General features: G+C 69.7%; 17 protein-coding genes and 1 tRNA gene. 9 read left to right on the plus strand and 9 right to left on the minus strand.

The features are described from left to right. Window positions 1-90: 90 nt before the first annotated feature. Window positions 91-2,619 carry an ABC transporter permease gene (locus ACWDR3_RS41960; protein ID WP_450357869.1) on the minus strand — a complete coding sequence of 843 codons (2,529 nt, stop codon included), beginning with the start codon at window positions 2,617-2,619 and terminating at the stop codon, window positions 91-93. Next, complete coding sequence (locus ACWDR3_RS41965; protein WP_450357870.1) at window positions 2,619-3,419, minus strand: ABC transporter ATP-binding protein; 801 nt, start codon at window positions 3,417-3,419, stop codon at window positions 2,619-2,621. The genes ACWDR3_RS41960 and ACWDR3_RS41965 overlap by 1 nt, the downstream gene beginning before the upstream one ends. 495 nt (window positions 3,420-3,914) lie before the next feature. On the opposite strand from ACWDR3_RS41965, the gene ACWDR3_RS41970 reads away from it, so the two are divergent. Next, window positions 3,915-3,998: transfer RNA gene (locus tag ACWDR3_RS41970), tRNA-Leu, on the plus strand. 123 nt (window positions 3,999-4,121) lie between these two features. On the opposite strand, the gene ACWDR3_RS41975 is transcribed toward ACWDR3_RS41970, so the two are convergent. The 3 genes from ACWDR3_RS41975 to ACWDR3_RS41985 form a co-directional block, all read right to left on the minus strand. After that, window positions 4,122-4,544 (minus strand): glycosyl hydrolase, encoded by a 423-nt coding sequence (locus tag ACWDR3_RS41975; RefSeq protein WP_450357871.1) that lies wholly within the window; start codon window positions 4,542-4,544, stop codon window positions 4,122-4,124. 176 nt (window positions 4,545-4,720) lie between these two features. Then, the gene (locus ACWDR3_RS41980; RefSeq protein ID WP_450357872.1) at window positions 4,721-4,972 is read right to left on the minus strand and encodes a hypothetical protein; all 252 of its coding nucleotides are present in this window, start codon (window positions 4,970-4,972) and stop codon (window positions 4,721-4,723) included. Between the two features lie 183 nt (window positions 4,973-5,155). Beyond that, on the minus strand, window positions 5,156-5,563 hold the full coding sequence (locus tag ACWDR3_RS41985; RefSeq protein ID WP_450357873.1) for a helix-turn-helix transcriptional regulator: 408 nt from the start codon (window positions 5,561-5,563) through the stop codon (window positions 5,156-5,158). Window positions 5,564-5,795: 232 nt separating this feature from the next. Between ACWDR3_RS41985 and ACWDR3_RS41990 the strand changes: the two genes are divergently transcribed. From ACWDR3_RS41990 to ACWDR3_RS42015, 6 genes are all read left to right on the plus strand, one after another. Next, window positions 5,796-6,011: a hypothetical protein gene (locus ACWDR3_RS41990; RefSeq protein WP_450357874.1), complete on the plus strand. Its 216-nt coding sequence runs from the start codon at window positions 5,796-5,798 to the stop codon at window positions 6,009-6,011. 61 nt (window positions 6,012-6,072) lie between these two features. Beyond that, window positions 6,073-6,291: a hypothetical protein gene (locus tag ACWDR3_RS41995; RefSeq protein WP_450357875.1), complete on the plus strand. Its 219-nt coding sequence runs from the start codon at window positions 6,073-6,075 to the stop codon at window positions 6,289-6,291. A gap of 122 nt (window positions 6,292-6,413) precedes the next feature. Further along, the gene (locus tag ACWDR3_RS42000) at window positions 6,414-8,333 is read left to right on the plus strand and encodes a hypothetical protein (RefSeq protein ID WP_450357876.1); all 1,920 of its coding nucleotides are present in this window, start codon (window positions 6,414-6,416) and stop codon (window positions 8,331-8,333) included. Window positions 8,334-8,597: 264 nt separating this feature from the next. Further along, window positions 8,598-9,269, plus strand: coding sequence for a hypothetical protein (locus tag ACWDR3_RS42005; RefSeq protein ID WP_450357877.1), 672 nt, complete (start codon window positions 8,598-8,600; stop codon window positions 9,267-9,269). A 219-nt stretch (window positions 9,270-9,488) separates the two neighbouring features. Then, a complete protein-coding gene (locus ACWDR3_RS42010) occupies window positions 9,489-10,661 on the plus strand; it encodes a 4-hydroxybenzoate 3-monooxygenase (RefSeq protein ID WP_450357878.1) in 1,173 nt (390 codons plus the stop codon). 176 nt (window positions 10,662-10,837) lie between these two features. After that, the gene (locus ACWDR3_RS42015) at window positions 10,838-11,725 is read left to right on the plus strand and encodes a Bax inhibitor-1/YccA family protein (RefSeq protein WP_450357879.1); all 888 of its coding nucleotides are present in this window, start codon (window positions 10,838-10,840) and stop codon (window positions 11,723-11,725) included. A 92-nt stretch (window positions 11,726-11,817) separates the two neighbouring features. Here the strand turns inward: ACWDR3_RS42015 and ACWDR3_RS42020 are convergent, their stop codons facing one another. Then, window positions 11,818-12,048 (minus strand): DUF4287 domain-containing protein, encoded by a 231-nt coding sequence (locus ACWDR3_RS42020; RefSeq protein WP_124003749.1) that lies wholly within the window; start codon window positions 12,046-12,048, stop codon window positions 11,818-11,820. A 102-nt stretch (window positions 12,049-12,150) separates the two neighbouring features. On the opposite strand from ACWDR3_RS42020, the gene ACWDR3_RS42025 reads away from it, so the two are divergent. Next, window positions 12,151-12,462: a hypothetical protein gene (locus ACWDR3_RS42025; protein ID WP_450357880.1), complete on the plus strand. Its 312-nt coding sequence runs from the start codon at window positions 12,151-12,153 to the stop codon at window positions 12,460-12,462. A 54-nt stretch (window positions 12,463-12,516) separates the two neighbouring features. Here the strand turns inward: ACWDR3_RS42025 and ACWDR3_RS42030 are convergent, their stop codons facing one another. From ACWDR3_RS42030 to ACWDR3_RS42040, 3 genes are all read right to left on the minus strand, one after another. Beyond that, on the minus strand, window positions 12,517-13,317 hold the full coding sequence (locus ACWDR3_RS42030) for a hypothetical protein (protein ID WP_450357884.1): 801 nt from the start codon (window positions 13,315-13,317) through the stop codon (window positions 12,517-12,519). 280 nt (window positions 13,318-13,597) lie between these two features. Then, the gene (locus ACWDR3_RS42035) at window positions 13,598-14,818 is read right to left on the minus strand and encodes an acetyl-CoA C-acetyltransferase (RefSeq protein WP_450357881.1); all 1,221 of its coding nucleotides are present in this window, start codon (window positions 14,816-14,818) and stop codon (window positions 13,598-13,600) included. A gap of 217 nt (window positions 14,819-15,035) precedes the next feature. Next, on the minus strand, window positions 15,036-16,088 hold the full coding sequence (locus tag ACWDR3_RS42040) for an SGNH/GDSL hydrolase family protein (RefSeq protein WP_450357882.1): 1,053 nt from the start codon (window positions 16,086-16,088) through the stop codon (window positions 15,036-15,038). A 161-nt stretch (window positions 16,089-16,249) separates the two neighbouring features. Here ACWDR3_RS42040 and ACWDR3_RS42045 point away from each other — a divergent pair. Beyond that, window positions 16,250-17,585, plus strand: a 1,336-nt coding sequence (locus tag ACWDR3_RS42045) for a cystathionine beta-synthase (protein ID WP_450357883.1), incomplete at its 3' end; no start/stop codon positions are given.

The raw sequence follows: 17,585 nt of genomic DNA on the forward strand, positions 1-17,585 counted from the left end.
GCCGGACTGGCGCAACAGGCCGACGGTGGCGCGCAGTTCGTTGAGCGCGGAGCGGCTGGCCTCGCCCCTCCGTGTTCAACGTCCCTACCGTTACTCCGACTTGATCGCCGCCAGCATGTTCATCTTGGCCGCCCGGCGGGCCGGCCACAGCGAGGCCAGGATGCCGACCGTCGCCGCAAGGAGCAGGAAGATCGCCATCCTGGTCCAGGGCAGGACCAGTTCGTACGTCGCCATCTTCGCGCCCAGGAGCTCGCCGGCCGCCCAGCCGAAGAACACGCCCAGGCCGATGCCGAGCACGCCGCCGAACAGGGAGATGACCAGGGACTCCAGGCGCACCATGCGCTTGATGGCCTTACGGTCCAGGCCGATCGCGCGCAGCATGCCGATCTCCTGCGAGCGCTCGAAGACCGACATCGCCAGGGTGTTGATGACCCCGAGGACGGCCACAATGACCGCCATGGCGAGCAGGCCGTAGAGCATGTTCAGCATCAGCGTGAAGATCTGCGCGATGTCGTCGGACAGGTCCTGCTTGCTCTGCACCTTGATGGCCGGGTTGGCGCCCAGAGCCTTCTCCAGCTTGTCCTTCGTCGCGCTGGAGGCGCCGTCGGCCGTCTTCACCAGGACCTGCATGTCACCCGGATCGGTCAGGTGCGGGGCGAGGACCTTGTTGTCGAGCATGATGCCCCGGATCAGCTCGTTGCCCGTGTAGACCCCGGCCACGGTCAGCTTCTGCGCCTTGCCGTCCTCGTAGTGCACCGTGAAGTCCGAACCGGCCTTCCAGCCATAGGACTTGGCGGTGTCGTCGTCGACGACGACCTGGTCGCCGCCGACCTTGAAGGAGCCGCTGTCGACCTTGAGGTCGGTCAGCTCGCCGATCGCGGAGCCGTTGACGCCGGTCAGGTACTCGGTCGTGCCGTCGATGCGCGACGGGGAGTTGCGCAGCGGGCTGGTGGAGGTGACGCCCGCGGTGGACTCCAGCTTCTTGTCGACGTCCGGCGAGAGCTCGTTGCCGTTGGCCATGGAGACGATGTAGTCGGCGCTGATCGCGGCCGAGGCCATCTTGTCGATCGACTTCTGCAGGCTGCCGGCGACCACCGTCATACCGGTGATCAGAGTGAGCCCGATCATCAGCGCGGAGGCGGTGGCGGCCGTACGGCGCGGGTTGCGCACCGAGTTCTGGCGGGCCAGCTTGCCCGAGATCCCGAAGATCCGCAGGACCGGTGCCGTCGCCGCGATCAGCGGGCGGGACAGCAGCGGGGTCAGGATGAACACGCCGATGATCAGCAGGACCGCGCCGAAGCCCATGGGGGCCTGGCCGGACGAGCCGTCCATCGCCGTGGCGGCCAGCACGGTCGCGATGCCCGCGCCGCTGAACAGCGCGCCCAACGTGTTGCGCAGTACGAGGGACTTGGTCGTCGCCTTCGCGTGCACGCTGCTCATCGCGGCCACCGGCGGGATCTTCGCCGCCCGGCGGCCGGGCAGCCAGGCCGCCAGCATGGTGATGACGACGCCGACCAGGAGGGCGGCCACGATCGTGCCGGGCGAGACGACCAGCGGGCCGTCCGGGACGGTCGCGCCGAAGGAGTTCATCAGGGAGCGCAGGCCGGCGCCGATGCCGATGCCCGCGACCAGTCCGGTCACGCCGGCGACCACGCCGACCACGAACGCCTCGATCAGCACCGAGCGCGTGACCTGTCGGCGGGAGGCGCCGACCGCGCGCAGCAGCGCGAGTTCCTTGGTGCGCTGGGCGACCAGCATGGTGAAGGTGTTGGCGATGATGAACGTGCCGACGAAGAGCGCGATACCGGCGAAGACCAGCAGGCCCTGCTTGAGGCCGCTCATCGACGAGGCGATCTGCTCGGCCTGGTCGTCGGCGAGCTTCTTGCCGGTCTCGGTCTCCACGAGCTTGGTCGGCAGCGCCTTGTCCAGCGCGGACTTCAGCGCCGCCTGGGACGTACCGGCAGCCGCCTTCACGTCGATCTCGTCGAAGGTGCCGGGCTTGCCGAACAGGGTCTGCGCGGTCGCGGTGTCGTAGAGGGCGAGGCTGCCGCCCGCCGCGACGTTGCCGTCGTCGGTGGTGAAGATGCCGGTGATCTTCGGGGTGAGGACCGGGCCGTCGACGGAGATGCGGACGGTGTCGCCGACCTTGTAACCGGCCCGCTTCGCGGTCTCCGCGTCGATGGCGACCTGGTCCTTGCCCTGCGGGGCGGTGCCGGAGGCCAGCGGGTAGCGCGGGTCCTTGTCGCCCCAGTAGTTGCCGCCCTGCGACTGGAAGCCGCCGCCGATGAGCTTGCCGTCCTTGTCGGCGATGGCGGTGAAGCCGGTGACGACACCGATGGCGTTCGCGGCACCCGGCACCTTGGCCGCGGTGTCGAGCTGAGCCTTCGTCAGCTCGGGCGTCTTGTTGATCGTATTGCCCGTGTCCTTCTGGGACTTGGGCGTCACGGCGACGTCGACCTGGTCGAAGCCCTTGGCCGAGCTGTTCTGGAAGGCGTCGGAGATGGTGTTGGTGAAGACCAGGGTCCCGGACACGAACGCGACGCCGAGCATGACGGCGAGGACGGTCATCAGGAGGCGGGCCTTGTGCGCGAGTACGTTGCGCAGCGCGGTGCGGAACATCAGCTCGTGCGGCCCTTCGCGTCGAACTCGGGGGTCTGGGGGTTTCCCCCAGGAAATTGCCGCATGAAGTCCAGGACTGCCTCGGCCGACGGCTGGTAGAGCTCGTCGACCAGGCGGCCGTCGGCCAGGAAGACCACCCGGTCCGCGTAGGCCGCGGCCACCGGGTCGTGGGTGACCATGACGACGGTCTGGCCCAACTCCCTTACGGAGTTGCGGAGGAAGCCCAACACCTCCGCGCCGGAGCGGGAGTCGAGGTTTCCGGTCGGCTCGTCGCCGAAGATGATGTCGGGGCGGGAGGCCAACGCGCGGGCCACGGCGACGCGTTGCTGCTGACCGCCGGAGAGCTGCGAGGGGCGGTGGCTGAGCCGGTCCGCGAGGCCCACCATGCGGATGACGGTGTCCAGCCACTGCTTGTCGGGCTTGCGGCCCGCGATGTCCATGGGCAGCGTGATGTTCTCCAGCGCGGTCAGCGTCGGCAGCAGGTTGAACGCCTGGAAGATGAAGCCGATCTTGTCGCGGCGCAGCTTGGTCAGCGCCTTGTCCTTCAGCGAGCCCAGCTCGGTCTCGCCGATCCGCACGGATCCGGAGGAGAAGGAGTCGAGGCCGGCCACGCAGTGCATCAGCGTGGACTTGCCCGAGCCGGAGGGGCCCATGATCGCGGTGAACTCGGCCTGCCGGAACTCGACGGAGACCCGGTCGAGGGCGACCACCTGGGTCTCGCCCTGTCCGTAGATCTTCGACAGATCCGTGGCGCGCGCGGCCACGGTGGTGGTCCGGCCGGCGACGGGTGTGGTGGTCACGGGAGGCTCTCCTCGAAAGGACGACGTGTGGAAGGGACGTCTCCCATCGTGGTTGCCGGATCTGCCGGTGTAGTCAGCCGCTGTTCCGGTTCCGGGGGCAGACTCGGGAGGGACCCGGGGTCCTTGAGTCATACCTGGGGATGACGGTCACCCCCGAGAAGGTCCGTCGAAGGGACTCGTCGCCCGGCCCGCGCGAGCGCCGCGTCGAGAACGATGAAGCGCCCGCGCCGGGAACGCGGAAGCGCCCTGCGTCGAGAACGCGGAAGCGCTTGCGTCAAGAACCGGTGGGGCACCCTCGTTCGGGCGGTGAAATTCCGTCATTCCGCATACGCCCCCGGATCTTGCACGCAAGGCTATTGGCATGTGCGGATGGCCCGTTCCAGTGGCTGATGCACCCTCAGGCATCAATAAAATAAGACAACATCGGTACACCGCCCCGCTGTTCGAGGGAAGCATCCCGATAGGCTCGGAACCTCGACGCGGAGCCCATGGCCTGCCCGGATGGTGGAATGCAGACACGGCGAGCTTAAACCTCGCTGCCCCTTCGCGGGCGTGCCGGTTCAAGTCCGGCTCCGGGCACCTCCATGCCCACGCGTCGACATCCGACGCGTGGGCGCTCACCCTTTCGGGGGCATTTTCAGCGTCAATCCTTATTGACGTTGGTGTCAACCCTTGAAGAGTCGGTCGGACCCAGCGGCAGACCTAGTACCAGCCGGTGCAGACGATCGCCGTGCCGTCGCCGGAGTCGCCGCAGGCCCGCATCAGCTTGCCGTTCGAGTCACGCCAGGCCTCGGTGTGCACGCTGGTGCCGGCGTCGACCCGCCGGATGCCCAGCTGCGGCTCCCAGGTGCGGCCGCCGTCGCTGCTGCGGTCCACCCAGACGTGCATGCCGACGAAGCCGTTGGTGACCCGGCCCCAGGCGCAGGTGTTGGTCCCGGAGCCGTTGTACCGCAGCTCGAAGAGCTGGCCCCTGGCGCCGGTCGCCGAACGGGCGGTCCCGGTCACCACGTTGGTGTTGCAGCCGTCCGCGGCGCTGGCGGTGGTGCCGGCGCCGGACATGGCGAGCAGTCCGGTGGTCATCGCCAGCGCCGAGACCGTGGCCGCGACCTTCTTGTTCACGCGCATTCTCTGGTGTTCCCCCTTGCGAGCCCTGAGGCTCATGTGGTCGATGACCGAAGTCTCGACCGGGGGAGCGGGGTGCGGCCATGCCGGACAACAGAGGTTGACGTGCCCGTGAAACGCCTGCTAGCGCCGCCCGCATCCCTGCTCGGCGCCCACGTCACCCCTGCTCGACGCCCGCGTCAGCCCTTGTAGACGGTCAGTACCGCACCGCCCATCTCCACCCGGCGCCCCGCCCGCAGCCCGTCCCGCCGCAGCGTGCGCAGGCAGGTGTGGAAGAGGGCCAGTTCGTCCGTGTCCAGGATGGCCGCGGCGAGGTCCACGAGTTCGGCGACCGACTCCTCGGTGAGCTCGTCGGGCAGTTCGCCGGAGAGCAGGACGACCGACTCGCCCGCGGGACCGCGGACCACGGCCGTGGCCGGTCCGCCGTGCACGAACAACACATTTCCCCCCGGACAGGCGCTGGCGCCCGGGGCCGTGCGGCTCTCGCTCCTCGGGCAGGACGAGAGACTAGCGGGGGATCTCGGTGGTTTCGGGCGCAGTTGAATTCTTTTTCCGACTTGACGGAAGTGGCACCCACCTCGGTCGTCGGACGGCGCCGCAGGCTCCGGGAGCGGTCACTTCTCCGGTGCGCGGGGGGTGGAGCGGTCCAGCAGGGACTCGACGAGGGCGGCCACATGGCGGCGGTCGTCGGCCGACAGCTGCTGGACGCTGGCGATGAGCAGGTCGACCTCGGGGTCGGCGGTGTCGGCGGCCGTGCCGGTGGCGTCCGAGCCGGCCGGTGGGCCGTACACATGGATTCCGCAGGCCTCGGCGGCGGCGCGGCGGACGGTGTCCAACGGCAGTTCCAGGCCCTTGGACAGGCCTTCCAGGGTGGTCGACTGGGGCATGCGCACGACGCGTTCGGTGGTGGCCAGGTGGTGGACGGTGGAGCGCGGGACGCCACCGCGGCGCGCCACGTCGCCGTAGGACCAGCCTCTTCGGTCGAGGCGCTCGCGGATCAACTGCTGCAGTGCGTTGGCCACTGGTGCGTCACTTCCTGCTTGCCGCTCACTGGATCCGTGCATGTCGGAGGCGATTCTACGGGCGGGTGTGCGGGCCGCCGAAAGAGTGATTCCCCGAACGGGTTGCGGAGCGTGTCCCCGAGGGCCTAGTGTCCAATCTCGTTGGACAGCACGTCCGACCAGATTGGACAGAGTCCGGGGGGAACCTGACTCCGTCCGATCGGAACTGCCCATCCCTGAGGGGGAACTGATCATGATGGACGCCCACGAGCTCGATGCCGAGTCCGCCGAGCTGCTGCCGGGCCGCGAGGCCCTCGGAAAGCTGAAGTTCAGCTTCAACCGGACGACGAACGTCACCAAGCACGTCGCCAACATCGAGGCGGCCAACCAGTCCGCCGCCCTCAACGACCACTCCTCGTGGTCGGCGGCCGACTCCGGCGCCGCGCAGAACATCAGCGTCAAGCAGTAGCGCTCGCGCTCCACCTCGAACAGAACCCGACATCCACCGACATCCCGAGAGGACATCCATCATGAGCATGGACATGCACGAGCTCGACACCGAGTCCGCGGAGCTGCTGCCGGGCCGTGAGGCGCTGGGCAAGCTGAAGTTCAGCTTCAACCGCACCACGAACGTGACCAAGCACGTCGCCAACATCTCGGCGGCCAACGAGTCGCTGGCCGTCAACGACCACTCCGCGTACTCGGTGGCCTCGTCCTCGGCCGCGCAGAACATCACCGTCACTCAGTAGCGGTACGGCCACGGGGGCGGACCGCACGTTGCCTGCGAGGCGGTCCGCCCCCGTGGCGCTTTGACCGGGGGGAACCCGCCGCATCCGGGGGGAGGCGGCGCGGACTTGGGGGGAGAACCACAATGACGGTGCTCGGAGACGGGCCCACGGCGCTGTACGGCACCGGGCCCGTGCCCGGCCCGGGCGGCCGCCCGGTGACCTATGAACAGGTCGCCACGGGCAGCGTGCCGGTCGTCGGACAGCCACAGCCGCTGGTACCGCGGCTGAGCGCGGGGTTGCAGCTGCACGGCGAGTACCAGGGCTCGGGTTTCACCGAGCCCAAGTACATCGCCCGTCGGGGGGACGGGCAGGTCGTGCAGCTGTCCCGGCTGCTGTATCTGGTGGCGTCGAGCGTGGACGGCGTCCGCGACATCGAGACGATCGCCTACCGGGTCAGCGCGCGCTTCGGCCGCGAGGTCAGCGGCGAGAACGTCCGCTACCTGGTGGAGAAGAAGCTCGAACCGCTGGGCGTGACGGTCCCCGACGGCCAGGAGGACGACGAGGTCGACGCCCCGCGCTCCGACCTGCTGCTCGCCCTCAAGGGCCACCGGGTGATCTTCAACGAGCGGCGTACGGCGGCCATCGCGAGCGTCTTCACCTGGCTGCACCGGCCGCCGGTCGTCGCGGTCGTGCTGCTGGCGGCCGTCGCCATGGACGTATGGCTGTTCGGCTTCTTCGGCGCGATCGAGCCGGTGCTCGAAGTCCTCGACCAGCCGGTCCTCATCCTGGTCGTCTTCGTGCTCACCGTGGCCTCGCTCGTCTTCCACGAGTTCGGCCACGCCTCAGCCTGCCGGTACGGGGGTGCCCGGCCCGGGTGCATCGGGTGCGGGCTGTTCCTGATCTGGCCGTCGATGTACACCGACGTCACCGACGTCTACCGGATCGGGCGGGCCGGCCGGCTCCGCACCGACCTGGGCGGGGTGTACTTCAACGTCGTCTTCATGCTCGCCATGGCCGGGGCGTACTTCGCGACCGGCCAGCCGTTCTTTCTCGCGGCCGTGTACTTAGGCCACTTCGAGGTCCTGGAGCAGCTGATCCCGGCCATCCGGCTGGACGGCTACTACATCCTGGGCGACCTCGCCGGGGTGCCCGACCTCTTCGGGAAGATCAAGCCGATCCTGCTGAGCCTGCTGCCGGGCGCCAAGGGGAGGGCGGCCCGCAAGGAGGTCGCCGGGCTGAAGAAGTCGACGCGGCGCATCGTCTCCACCTGGGTGCTGACGATGGTGCCGCTGCTCGTCGGCGAGATGGGGTACGCGCTGTGGAACCTGCCGCGGATCCTCGCCACGATGACGCGGTCGCTTACCGAGCAACTCGTGGGCACCGGTTCGGCGTACGCCGACGGGAAGTTCGTGGAGGCGCTCGTCGGGACGCTCGGCTGCCTCATGCTGCTGTTCCCGATGGCCGGAATCGTCTATCTGTCCGTGAAGATGGGCGGCCGGCTGGTCCGCACCGCGAAGAAGTCCACGGCCGGCCGCCCGCGCCTGCGCATCGCCGTCTGCGCACTGGCGCTGGCCGGCCTCGCGGGCCTCAGCTACGCGTGGACCTCGGGGATCGCACCCCAGCCGCTGCCCAAGCGTCCGCCCATCGCGCCGATCCTGCAGCCCGGGGTGTCGACGCAGGAACCCGAGCCCCGCAACGCCTCGACCTCCGACGGAAGCGCTTCGAACGGCCCCTCGGACAGCACCGGTTCGGCATCCCCGTCGACACCGGGCGCGAGCGCGGGCCCGGGCGCAGACCCGTCGCCGGGCGCGTCCGGCAGTACGACGGCCTCGACGTCCGGCTCCCCGTCCGCACCGGCGTCGGCCCAGCCGTCCGGCAAGGCCTCCCAGAACCCGGTGGCCCCCAGCCCGGACCCGAGCCAGGGCGACCCGGAACCGTCGTCCCCGGGATCGGGAGGCGAACCCTCCACCCCCGAACCCACCCCGACCCCCTCGGAAAGCGTCCAGCCCACCCCGTCCGACACCCCCTCGACCCCACCGTCCAGCGACCCACCGGCGTCCTGAGGGACCGTCAAGCAGCGCCAGGGACACGGCCGATGGACCGACGACGACGGAACTCCGCCCGTGCGGCGGGCTGTTGCCGGACCGCGGGTCCGCAAGTCCGCAGGCCCGCGTGCCCGCCGGCCCGGTCGAGAGGGTGACGGCTCCCCCCTCGTGGACACGGCAAGTCGCCTGTCCGGCAGGCGAGTTGCGGGGCTGGTTCTGGTCCCGGGTGCGAGACGCGTGCCCGGAAGTCCGTACGGACGATTCATTCAGCGAGGAGATGCCTTGAGCAGCCATCGAAAAACCCGTACCCCAAGTCCACTCACCCGGCGTGCCGTCCGGTTCGGGCTGTTCGCCGCCGGAGTCGCCGGCGCGGCGACCGCGGTGCCGGCGCAGGCCGCGACCGGGACGACGCACTTCGCGTTCGCCGAGGACCATGTGTTCTCGCAGGCCAACCGGGCCCACCACACCCAGGCGAAGGACTCCTTCACCGTGCGGCAGTTCGGCACGACGAAGACCGCCGCCGTGCGCAACCAGGCCAACGCGGCCTCGGTGGGCTGTTCCGTCGACGACCACTGCCGCTCGGTGGCGCTGTCCTTCCAGATCGTCACCGTCGCCGGTGAGCAGACGCGGCTGAACGCCGTGAACCTCAGCGACGCCGCCAACAAGAGCTGCACCGGCTGCCAGACCCTGGCCGGCGCCTACCAGTTCGTGGTCTCCACGCCCAAGGCGTTCACGCTCGACGGCGGCTCCAAGCGCCAACTCGCCGACATCCACCGCCGGTTGGACGCGCTGACCCGGTCCGGGCTGCCCGCCACCGACCTGAAGACCCAGGCCGACGCCCTGGCCACAGAGGTCACCGGCGTCCTCCAGAATGCCGTCGCGCACGCCCCGAAGGGCGAGGAGAAGCCCGACGTCACCATGCACCGCCACCTGGACGGCTGGCCGGGTCGCTGACCGCACCGCCGCCGTCCGGCCGAGCCGGTCGCCCTGCCCGAGACCGCCCCTTCGCGGACAGGACGACCGGCCACGGCCGGGTCCGCCGGCGGTGGCGCGGACCGTTGACATCGGGAAGGCCTCGGCACAGACTTGGACGGATGAAGTGAATAAAACTTCACTGTACGAACATCCGTGCATTCGTCGGCCGCACAGAGCCCCGCCCGAAGGGAACGCCCGATGCGTACCACCGTCGGCATCATCGGAGCCGGCCCCGCCGGTCTCCTCCTCGCCCGCCTGCTGCACCGCGCCGGCATCGACTCGGTCGTCCTGGAGAGCCGTGACCGCGCCTACGTCGAGCAGCGCCAGCGCGCCGGGATCCTGGAGCAGGGCACGGTGGACGTGCTGCGCGCGGCCGGCGCGGGCGAGCGCATGGACCGCGAAGGGCTGCGCCACGACGGCATTGAGCTGCGGTACGCGAAACAACGCCACCGCGTCGACTTCCCCGGCCTCACCGGCGGCCGGTCCGTCACCGTCTACGCCCAGACCGAGGTCTGCAAGGACCTCATCGCCCTCCAGCTCAAGGAGGGCGGCCCGCTGCTGTTCGGGGCGGAGGCGCTGAGTGTCGAGGGGGCCGAGGGCGAGCGGCCGCTCGTCGTGTTCCGGTACGAGGGGCGCGAGGACGTCCTCGACTGCGACTACGTCGTCGGCTGCGACGGCTCCTGGGGCGTGGCCCGCAAGGCGATCCCCGCCGAACTGACCCGCGTCTTCGAGCGGACGTACCCCTTCGGCTGGCTCGGCATCCTCGCCGACGTACCGCCCTCGCACGACGAGCTCGTCTACGCCCGCCACGACCGCGGCTTCGCCCTCCTCTCCATGCGCTCCCCCTCCGTCTCCCGCCTCTACCTCCAGGTCCCCGAGGCCACGGACGCCGAGGCGTGGAGCGACGACGAGATCTGGGCGGAACTGGAGCGCCGCTTCGAGACCGCCGACGACTGGCGCCTGGAGCGCGGCCCGATCACCCAGAAGTCGGTGACCCCCATGCGGTCCCACGTCCACGAGCCGATGCGGTACGGCCGCCTCTTCCTCGCCGGTGACGCGGCGCACATCGTGCCGCCGACCGGCGCCAAGGGGCTGAACCTGGCCGTCGGTGACGTGGTGACCTTCGCGAGGGCACTGACGTACAAGAAGGAGACCGGTTCCGAGGAGCTCCTCGACGGCTACTCGGAGACCTGCCTGCGGCGCGTGTGGCAGGCCGAGCGGTTCTCGTACGACATGACGACCATGCTGCACCGAGCCCCCGACGCCACTCCCTTCGAGGACCGGCTGCAGCTGGCGCGGCTGGAGCGGATCGTGTCATCCCGTGCCGCCGAGACCGACCTGGCCGAGGGATACACGGGCTTCCCCCTATAACTTCTCTGTCCCAGGTCTGTCATGATCGGGCCTCCCGTGGTGGCGGGAATCACCCGGCCACGTAGCGTGTTGCGCAGCACGACGAGGGAAAGATCCTCCCCAAGCAGTAGGGTCAATCCTTTGCCTACCTATTACTCTTGAGCCAAGGCCCACGAAGGTGGCCATGGAGGAGTGAAATGAGGAGCAGAAACCCGGTCTTCTCGCGACGGGGGTTCAGCCGCGACAACGGCTACGCGGGCTTCAACGCCTCGCCGCAGGCCGGGGGTCCCGCTGTCGGCACGCAGGCCAACCCGTACGCGCAGGGGAACCCCTACGCGAACAACCCGTACGCCCAGACTGACCTGCAGAACGGCGCGCCGCCGCAGGCACCGGCCACCACCGGCCGGATGACCATGGACGACGTCGTCCTGCGCACGGCGTCCACGCTCGGCACCCTGGTCGTGACGGCCGCCCTGGCCTGGGCGCTGCTCCCGGTCGACGACGCCAACATCAACCGGTCCTACGGGATCGGCATCGGCGCCGCGCTGATCGGCATGGTGCTGGCGTTCGTCCAGTCCTTCAAGCGCAAGGCCTCGCCCGCGCTGATCCTGTCGTACGCGGCGTTCGAGGGCGTGTTCCTCGGTGTCGTCTCCAGCGTCGTCGACAACCGCATCGCGAGCGGCGCGGCCATGCAGGCCGTGATCGGCACGATGGCGGTGTTCGCCGGTGTCCTGATCGCCTACCGGGCGGGCTGGATCCGGGTCAACCGCCGCTTCTACGGCTTCGTGATGGCGGCCGCGCTCGGCTTCGTCCTGCTGATGATGGTGAACCTGCTGTTCGCCGTCTTCGGCGGCGGTGACGGCCTCGGCTTCCGCAGCGGTCCGCTCGGCATCGTCTTCGGTGTCATCGGCATCCTGCTCGGCGCGTGCTTCCTCGCGCTGGACTTCAAGCAGGTCGAGGACGGCATCGCGTACGGCGCCCCGAAGGAAGAAGCCTGGCTCGCCGCGTTCGGTCTCACGCTGACGCTGGTGTGGATCTACCTCGAGTTCCTGCGGCTGATCGCGATTCTCAACAGCAACGATTAGTCGCCGACCGTCGTGCGGTAGTCACGCCACAGGTCGCAGCAAAGGGCCCCGGGTTCGCTCCCGGGGCCCTTTGGCGTGGTCCAGGTGCGCGCCTAGAGGAATTTGCGCGCGGCCCTCCTCAGGTCGTACTCGTGGATGAGCGCCTTCGCGTGGCCGTACGCGAGGTTGTGTTCGTGGCGGAGCCAGCTGACCTTTTCCTCGAAGCGGAAGAGGGCGGGGCCTTCGTCGACGGTGCGGAGCCAGTCGGACACTTCACGACCGGTGCAGTGAGGGATGCGGGCGAGCATGTTGCGGTGGGTCTCCTGGGAGAACACTTGGGACATCGGCGCCTCCGGACGCAAAGGGGATGTAAGCCGGTCCTTCACGTCACCGTGCCTGAGCGTTGGCGTGTTGGCAACAGTGCGGCGCCGCGTACGCTCGGTCCCGTGGTTGATACGACGCCTTTGACGCGAGCCGTGGATCACTTCGCCGACCGTCTGCGGGCGGCTCCGCAGAGCCGGCTGCAGAGGAGCGGTGCGGCGGAGGCGCTGGCGCTGGCCAGGGAGTTGGCACTGCGTGCCCAGCGTCTTGAGGATCCGTCCTGTGTTCCTCGGGAGATGCCTGACGCGGGGATGTTCGCCGCTGCTGACCAAATCACCGTTGCCGTGCATGATTTGGCCCTCGTGCTTTCGGACGAGGGCCAGGTTGAGGAAGCGGTGCGGCTGGTTGAGGAAGCGCAGAAGCGGGCGGGGGTCTGAGGTGCGTTGGCGGGTGCGACGCCGTCGTGGCTTGTCGCGCAGTTCCCCGCGCCCCTAAAGGGACGCTATGACCCTGTCCGCCAGGATGTAGACGTTTTCTTCGCCGCACGCGAACGTCAACGTGTACGCGCCCGAGACTCCCGAACCGCCCAGCAGGATGGGGGTTTCGCCGGTGCGGAGGGCCGCGGAGAGGCGTTCCGCCGTTTCGCGGTGGCCGGGGGTCATGCAGAGGGTGGTGCCGTCGGCGAAGACGTAGACGTCGAGGGTGCCGAGCGGGCCCGGGCGGACGTCGGCCAGTTCGACCTGGGACGCGGCCAGTTCCTCAAGCGTGGCGACCGTGCGTTCGTGGTCGTTCACCACCGGTGACTGGACCGGTACGAAGTCCGGGTGGGAGGGGTGGCGGCGGCGGGCCGCGGCCAGTTCGGGGGAGTCGCCCACGAAACCGTCCAGCGAGGTGCCGCCCGCGAACTCGTCCGCGTCGGCGCCGGCCTCGGTCACCGACTCCAGCGGCTCAAGGCCCACGAAGTCGCTCTGGCGGGGCAGGAACAGCTCGCTGTCCGGCAGCCCCAGCAGGGTCGGCGCATCGCCGTCACGGGCCTCCTGGGCGGCCCAGAAGGCACGCGCCTCCGCCAGTTCACGCTCGCGTTCCTCGGCGAGCGCCTCCGCGACGGCGGCGCGTATGTCGTCGGCCTCGGCCGAGAGGCGGGCGGCGGGCACGAATCCGCGCGCGGTGCTGTGCTCCGCGAGCTGGGTGTGCAGGACCGCGACCTCACGGCGCAGCACCAAGAGGGTGCGCAGCACGGCGACGCCCACGGCGCCGGTGGCGACCGTGGTGAGCAGCAAGGCGATCGGCATAGCGCTCACTGACGTACTCCCGGTTCAAAGTCGACCCCCGACTTCCTACATCAGCTTGAAGGGCGGACTAACCAGCTGTCAGTGCGTAACGTCACGAAACGGACAGGACTTTGGGCCTGGGGTTTGGTGCTGTAACGGCTCTGACCTGCGGAAAACCCTCCACTTGGGAGATAGGTCACATCCTGGGGGAGATTGGATCACAAAACGGCCCGGAGCCCGGCGAATTCCCGGACTCCGGGCCAGAGGCTCACCGTTGGTGCCTCGGCGACTACGGAGCGGTTCAGCTCAGGCGCTCGATGACCATCGCCATGCCCTGGCCGCCGCCGACGCACATCGTCTCCAGACCGAACTGCTTGTCGTGGAACTGGAGGGAGTTGATCAGTGTGCCGGTGATGCGGGCGCCGGTCATGCCGAAGGGGTGGCCGACGGCGATCGCGCCGCCGTTCACGTTCAGCTTCTCCAGCGGAATGTTCAGGTCGCGGTAGGAGGGGATCACCTGGGCGGCGAACGCCTCGTTGATCTCGACCAGGTCGATGTCGTCGATGGTGAGACCGGCGCGGCGCAGCGCCTGGGTGGACGCCTCGACCGGGCCGAGGCCCATGATCTCGGGGGACAGGCCCGAGACGCCGGTGGAGACGATGCGGGCGAGCGGGGTCAGACCGAGCTCGCGGGCCTTGGTGTCGCTCATGATGACGACCGCGGCGGCGCCGTCGTTGAGCGGGCAGCAGTTGCCGGCGGTGACGAAGCCGTCGGGGCGGAAGACCGGCTTCAGGCCCTGGACGCCCTCCAGGGTGACGCCGGCGCGCGGGCCGTCGTCCTTGCTGACGACCGTGCCGTCGGGGGTGGTGACCGGGGTGATCTCGCGCTCCCAGAAGCCGTTCTTGATGGCTTCCTCGGCGAGGTTCTGCGAACGGACCCCGAACTCGTCCATGTCCTGGCGGGTGACGCCCTTGAGACGGGCGAGGTTCTCGGCGGTCTGGCCCATCGCGATGTACGGGTCGGGGACGAGATCGTCCTCGCGCGGGTCGTGCCAGTCGGCGGCGCCGTGCTCGGCGACGTCGGCGGTGCGGGCCTCGGCCTCGGCGAACAGCGGGTTGTGCGTGTCCGGGAGGCTGTCGGAGTTGCCCTTGACGTAACGGGAGACCATCTCGACGCCCGCCGAGATGAAGACGTCGCCCTCGCCGGCCTTGATGGCGTGCAGGGCCATGCGGCTGGTCTGCAGCGACGAGGAACAGTAACGGGTGATCGTGCAGCCCGGCAGGTGGTCCATGCCCATCTGTACGGCGACGATCCGGCCGAGGTTGAAGCCCTGCTCGCCACCGGGGAGGCCGCAGCCGAGCATCAGGTCCTCGATGTCCTTCGGGTCCAGCTCGGGGACCTTGGCGAGGGCGGCCTGGATGATCGTGGCGGTGAGGTCGTCGGGCCGCAGGTCCTTGAGGGAGCCCTTGAAAGCGCGGCCGATGGGGGATCGGGCGGTCGAGACGATGACTGCTTCGGGCATCACGGCTCCATTGGCGGTTACGGGAAGCGGGCAGGGCTTCTTGAGAAGTTACCCGTACGTACGGTCGAGGTCACGGGTGTCGCGGTGTGACCCCGACCGCAGTTTCCAAGCGCTTGCTTTGGCCTCCGGCGGTTCAGCCGAAATGAGTGCAGCTCGGCGGGGGCGCGCGTCCTGGGGGCTGCGCCCCCAGACCCCCGTCGGCCCAAGGGCCTCGTCCTCAAACGCCGGACGGGCTGGAAGACGGTGAAGTCGGCTTCGAAGGCGCCGTCGCATCCGGCTCGTGCACCCGCCGCCTCTTGCGCCGCTTCAGCAGTGCCCACGGACCCCGCGGACCCGTCGGCATCGCCGCCGTGACCTCCGTACCGGCCTCCGACGCTGCCTCCGCGGCTGCGCGGGCCACCGGCAGGAAGCCCTCGCGGCGGGAGACGTCCGGGCGGTCCTCCTCGGCCGGCCACAGGCCCAGGGCCGCGCAGACCGTCGGGAGGACGGCCATCGCGGCGGTGGCGTAGCCCTCGGCGGAGGGGTGGTAGTGGTCGGGGCCGAACAGTTCGCGCGGGTTCGCCTCGAACTCGGGGCCCAGCAGGTCGCCGAGCGACACCGTGCGCCCGCCCTGCTCGACCGTGCCGATGGTCTGCGCCGCCGCCAGCTGGCGGGAGGCGCGGCGGGCCAGCCAGCGCAGGGGCTGCTGGACCTGCTCCACCGTCCCGAGGTCGGGACAGGTGCCGACGACCACCTCGGCACCGGCCGTGCGCAGCCGGCGTACCGCCGACGAGAGATGGCGGACCGAGCGGGTGGCCGGCATGTGGTGCGTGACGTCGTTCGCGCCGATCATGATCACGCAGACGTCCGGCACCCGGGTCGGATCGGCCAGCACCAGTGCGACCTGGCGGTCCAGGTCGTCGGAGGTCGCGCCGGGCAGGGCCACGTTGTGCAGGGTCACCTGGCGCTCGGCCACCGCGGCGAGGCCCGAGGCGAGCAGCGCGCCCGGGGTCTGCCCAGCCCGGTGCACGCCCTGGCCCGCGGCCGTGGAGTCACCCAGCATGGTCAGGCGCAGCGGCGGTTCGTCGGGGACCGTGTACGCCGTTCCGTACCGGCCGTCCGCCACCGGGACGCGCCCGCTCGTGCCGTTGCCCACCTGCCGCTTGGCCATCTGCACCTCGGCCAGCAGCAGACCGACGGCGGCCGCGCCGGCCAGCCCGATCCCGCCACCGCCGTAGGCCGCGCCGGCCGCGATCCGCCGGGCCACCCGGGCCCTCGACATTCTCGTCATGCGTCGCCGCCACCTCCTCTTGGTCGTACACCCACTCCTTGCCCCGTACAGACGGTCCGCCAATCTCAACGGCGAGTGAACGCCCGCACGTCGTCAGCTGCGGGCCTTAGGCTGGCGGAACCAATAAAGACCAGTCCTTATGCAAGCAACCGGAGACAACGGTGCATTTCCACGACTCGATGATCAGCCTCGTCGGCAACACCCCGCTGCTGAGGCTCAACAGCGTGACCAAGGGCATCCAGGCGACCGTTCTGGCCAAGGTCGAGTACTTCAACCCGGGCGGCTCCGTGAAGGACCGCATCGCCCTGCGCATGATCGAGGCCGCGGAGAAGAGCGGGGAGCTGCAGCCCGGCGGCACCATCGTCGAGCCCACCAGCGGCAACACCGGCGTCGGGCTCGCCATCGTGGCCCAGCAGAAGGGGTACCACTGCATCTTCGTGTGCCCCGACAAGGTGTCCACCGACAAGATCAACGTCCTGCGCGCGTACGGCGCCGAGGTCGTCGTCTGCCCCACGGCCGTGGACCCCGAGCACCCCGACTCCTACTACAACGTCTCCGACCGGCTGGTCCGCGAGACGCCGGGCGCCTGGAAGCCGGACCAGTACTCCAACCCCAACAACCCGCTCTCCCACTACCACTCGACCGGCCCTGAGCTGTGGGAGCAGACCGACGGGCGGATCACCCACTTCGTCGCGGGCGTCGGCACCGGCGGCACCATCTCCGGCACCGGGCGCTATCTGAAGGACGCCAGCGAGGGCCGGGTGCAGGTCGTGGGCGCTGACCCGGAAGGATCCGTGTACTCCGGCGGCTCCGGGCGGCCGTATCTGGTCGAGGGTGTGGGTGAGGACTTCTGGCCGACCGCGTACGACCGGACCGTCGCCGACGAGATCGTCGCCGTGTCCGACAAGGACTCCTTCCAGATGACCCGCCGCCTCGCCAAGGAGGAGGGGCTGCTGGTCGGTGGCTCCTGCGGGATGGCCGTCGTGGCGGCGCTGCGGGTGGCCGAGCGGCTGGGCCCGGACGACGTCGTCGTCGTACTGCTGCCCGACAGTGGTCGCGGGTACCTCAGCAAGATCTTCAACGACGAGTGGATGGCCGACTACGGCTTCCTGGAGGACGAGGGCCCCAGCGCCCGCGTCGCCGACGTCCTCAGCGACAAGGAGCACGGCGCGATCCCCTCCCTCGTGCACATGCACCCCGAGGAGACCGTCGGCCAGGCCATCGAGGTGCTGCGCGAGTACGGCGTCTCGCAGATGCCGGTCGTCAAGCCGGGCGCCGGTCACCCGGACGTCATGGCCGCGGAGGTCGTGGGGTCCGTGGTCGAACGGGAGCTGCTGGACGCGCTGTTCAGCAAGCGGGCCTCGCTGGAGGACCCGCTGGAGAAGCACATGTCCGCTCCGCTGCCGCAGGTCGGCTCCGGTGAACCCGTCGGCGACCTGATGTCCGTGCTCGGCGACGCCGACGCGGCGATGGTCCTCTTCGACGGGCGGCCCACCG

The organism is Streptomyces sp. NPDC001002, from assembly GCF_053599215.1.

What these genes read in the sequence shown, in the direction of transcription:
- ACWDR3_RS41960 (WP_450357869.1), bottom strand. Translation starts at nt 2,619, where the DNA reads ATGTTCCGCACCGCGCTGCGCAACGTACTCGCGCACAAGGCCCGCCTC.
- ACWDR3_RS41975 (WP_450357871.1), bottom strand. Translation starts at nt 4,544, where the DNA reads ATGCGCGTGAACAAGAAGGTCGCGGCCACGGTCTCGGCGCTGGCGATG.
- ACWDR3_RS41990 (WP_450357874.1), top strand. Translation starts at nt 5,796, where the DNA reads ATGATGGACGCCCACGAGCTCGATGCCGAGTCCGCCGAGCTGCTGCCG.
- ACWDR3_RS41995 (WP_450357875.1), top strand. Translation starts at nt 6,073, where the DNA reads ATGAGCATGGACATGCACGAGCTCGACACCGAGTCCGCGGAGCTGCTG.
- ACWDR3_RS42000 (WP_450357876.1), top strand. Translation starts at nt 6,414, where the DNA reads ATGACGGTGCTCGGAGACGGGCCCACGGCGCTGTACGGCACCGGGCCC.
- ACWDR3_RS42010 (WP_450357878.1), top strand. Translation starts at nt 9,489, where the DNA reads ATGCGTACCACCGTCGGCATCATCGGAGCCGGCCCCGCCGGTCTCCTC.
- ACWDR3_RS42015 (WP_450357879.1), top strand. Translation starts at nt 10,838, where the DNA reads ATGAGGAGCAGAAACCCGGTCTTCTCGCGACGGGGGTTCAGCCGCGAC.
- ACWDR3_RS42020 (WP_124003749.1), bottom strand. Translation starts at nt 12,048, where the DNA reads ATGTCCCAAGTGTTCTCCCAGGAGACCCACCGCAACATGCTCGCCCGC.
- ACWDR3_RS42030 (WP_450357884.1), bottom strand. Translation starts at nt 13,317, where the DNA reads ATGCCGATCGCCTTGCTGCTCACCACGGTCGCCACCGGCGCCGTGGGC.
- ACWDR3_RS42035 (WP_450357881.1), bottom strand. Translation starts at nt 14,818, where the DNA reads ATGCCCGAAGCAGTCATCGTCTCGACCGCCCGATCCCCCATCGGCCGC.
- ACWDR3_RS42040 (WP_450357882.1), bottom strand. Translation starts at nt 16,088, where the DNA reads ATGACGAGAATGTCGAGGGCCCGGGTGGCCCGGCGGATCGCGGCCGGC.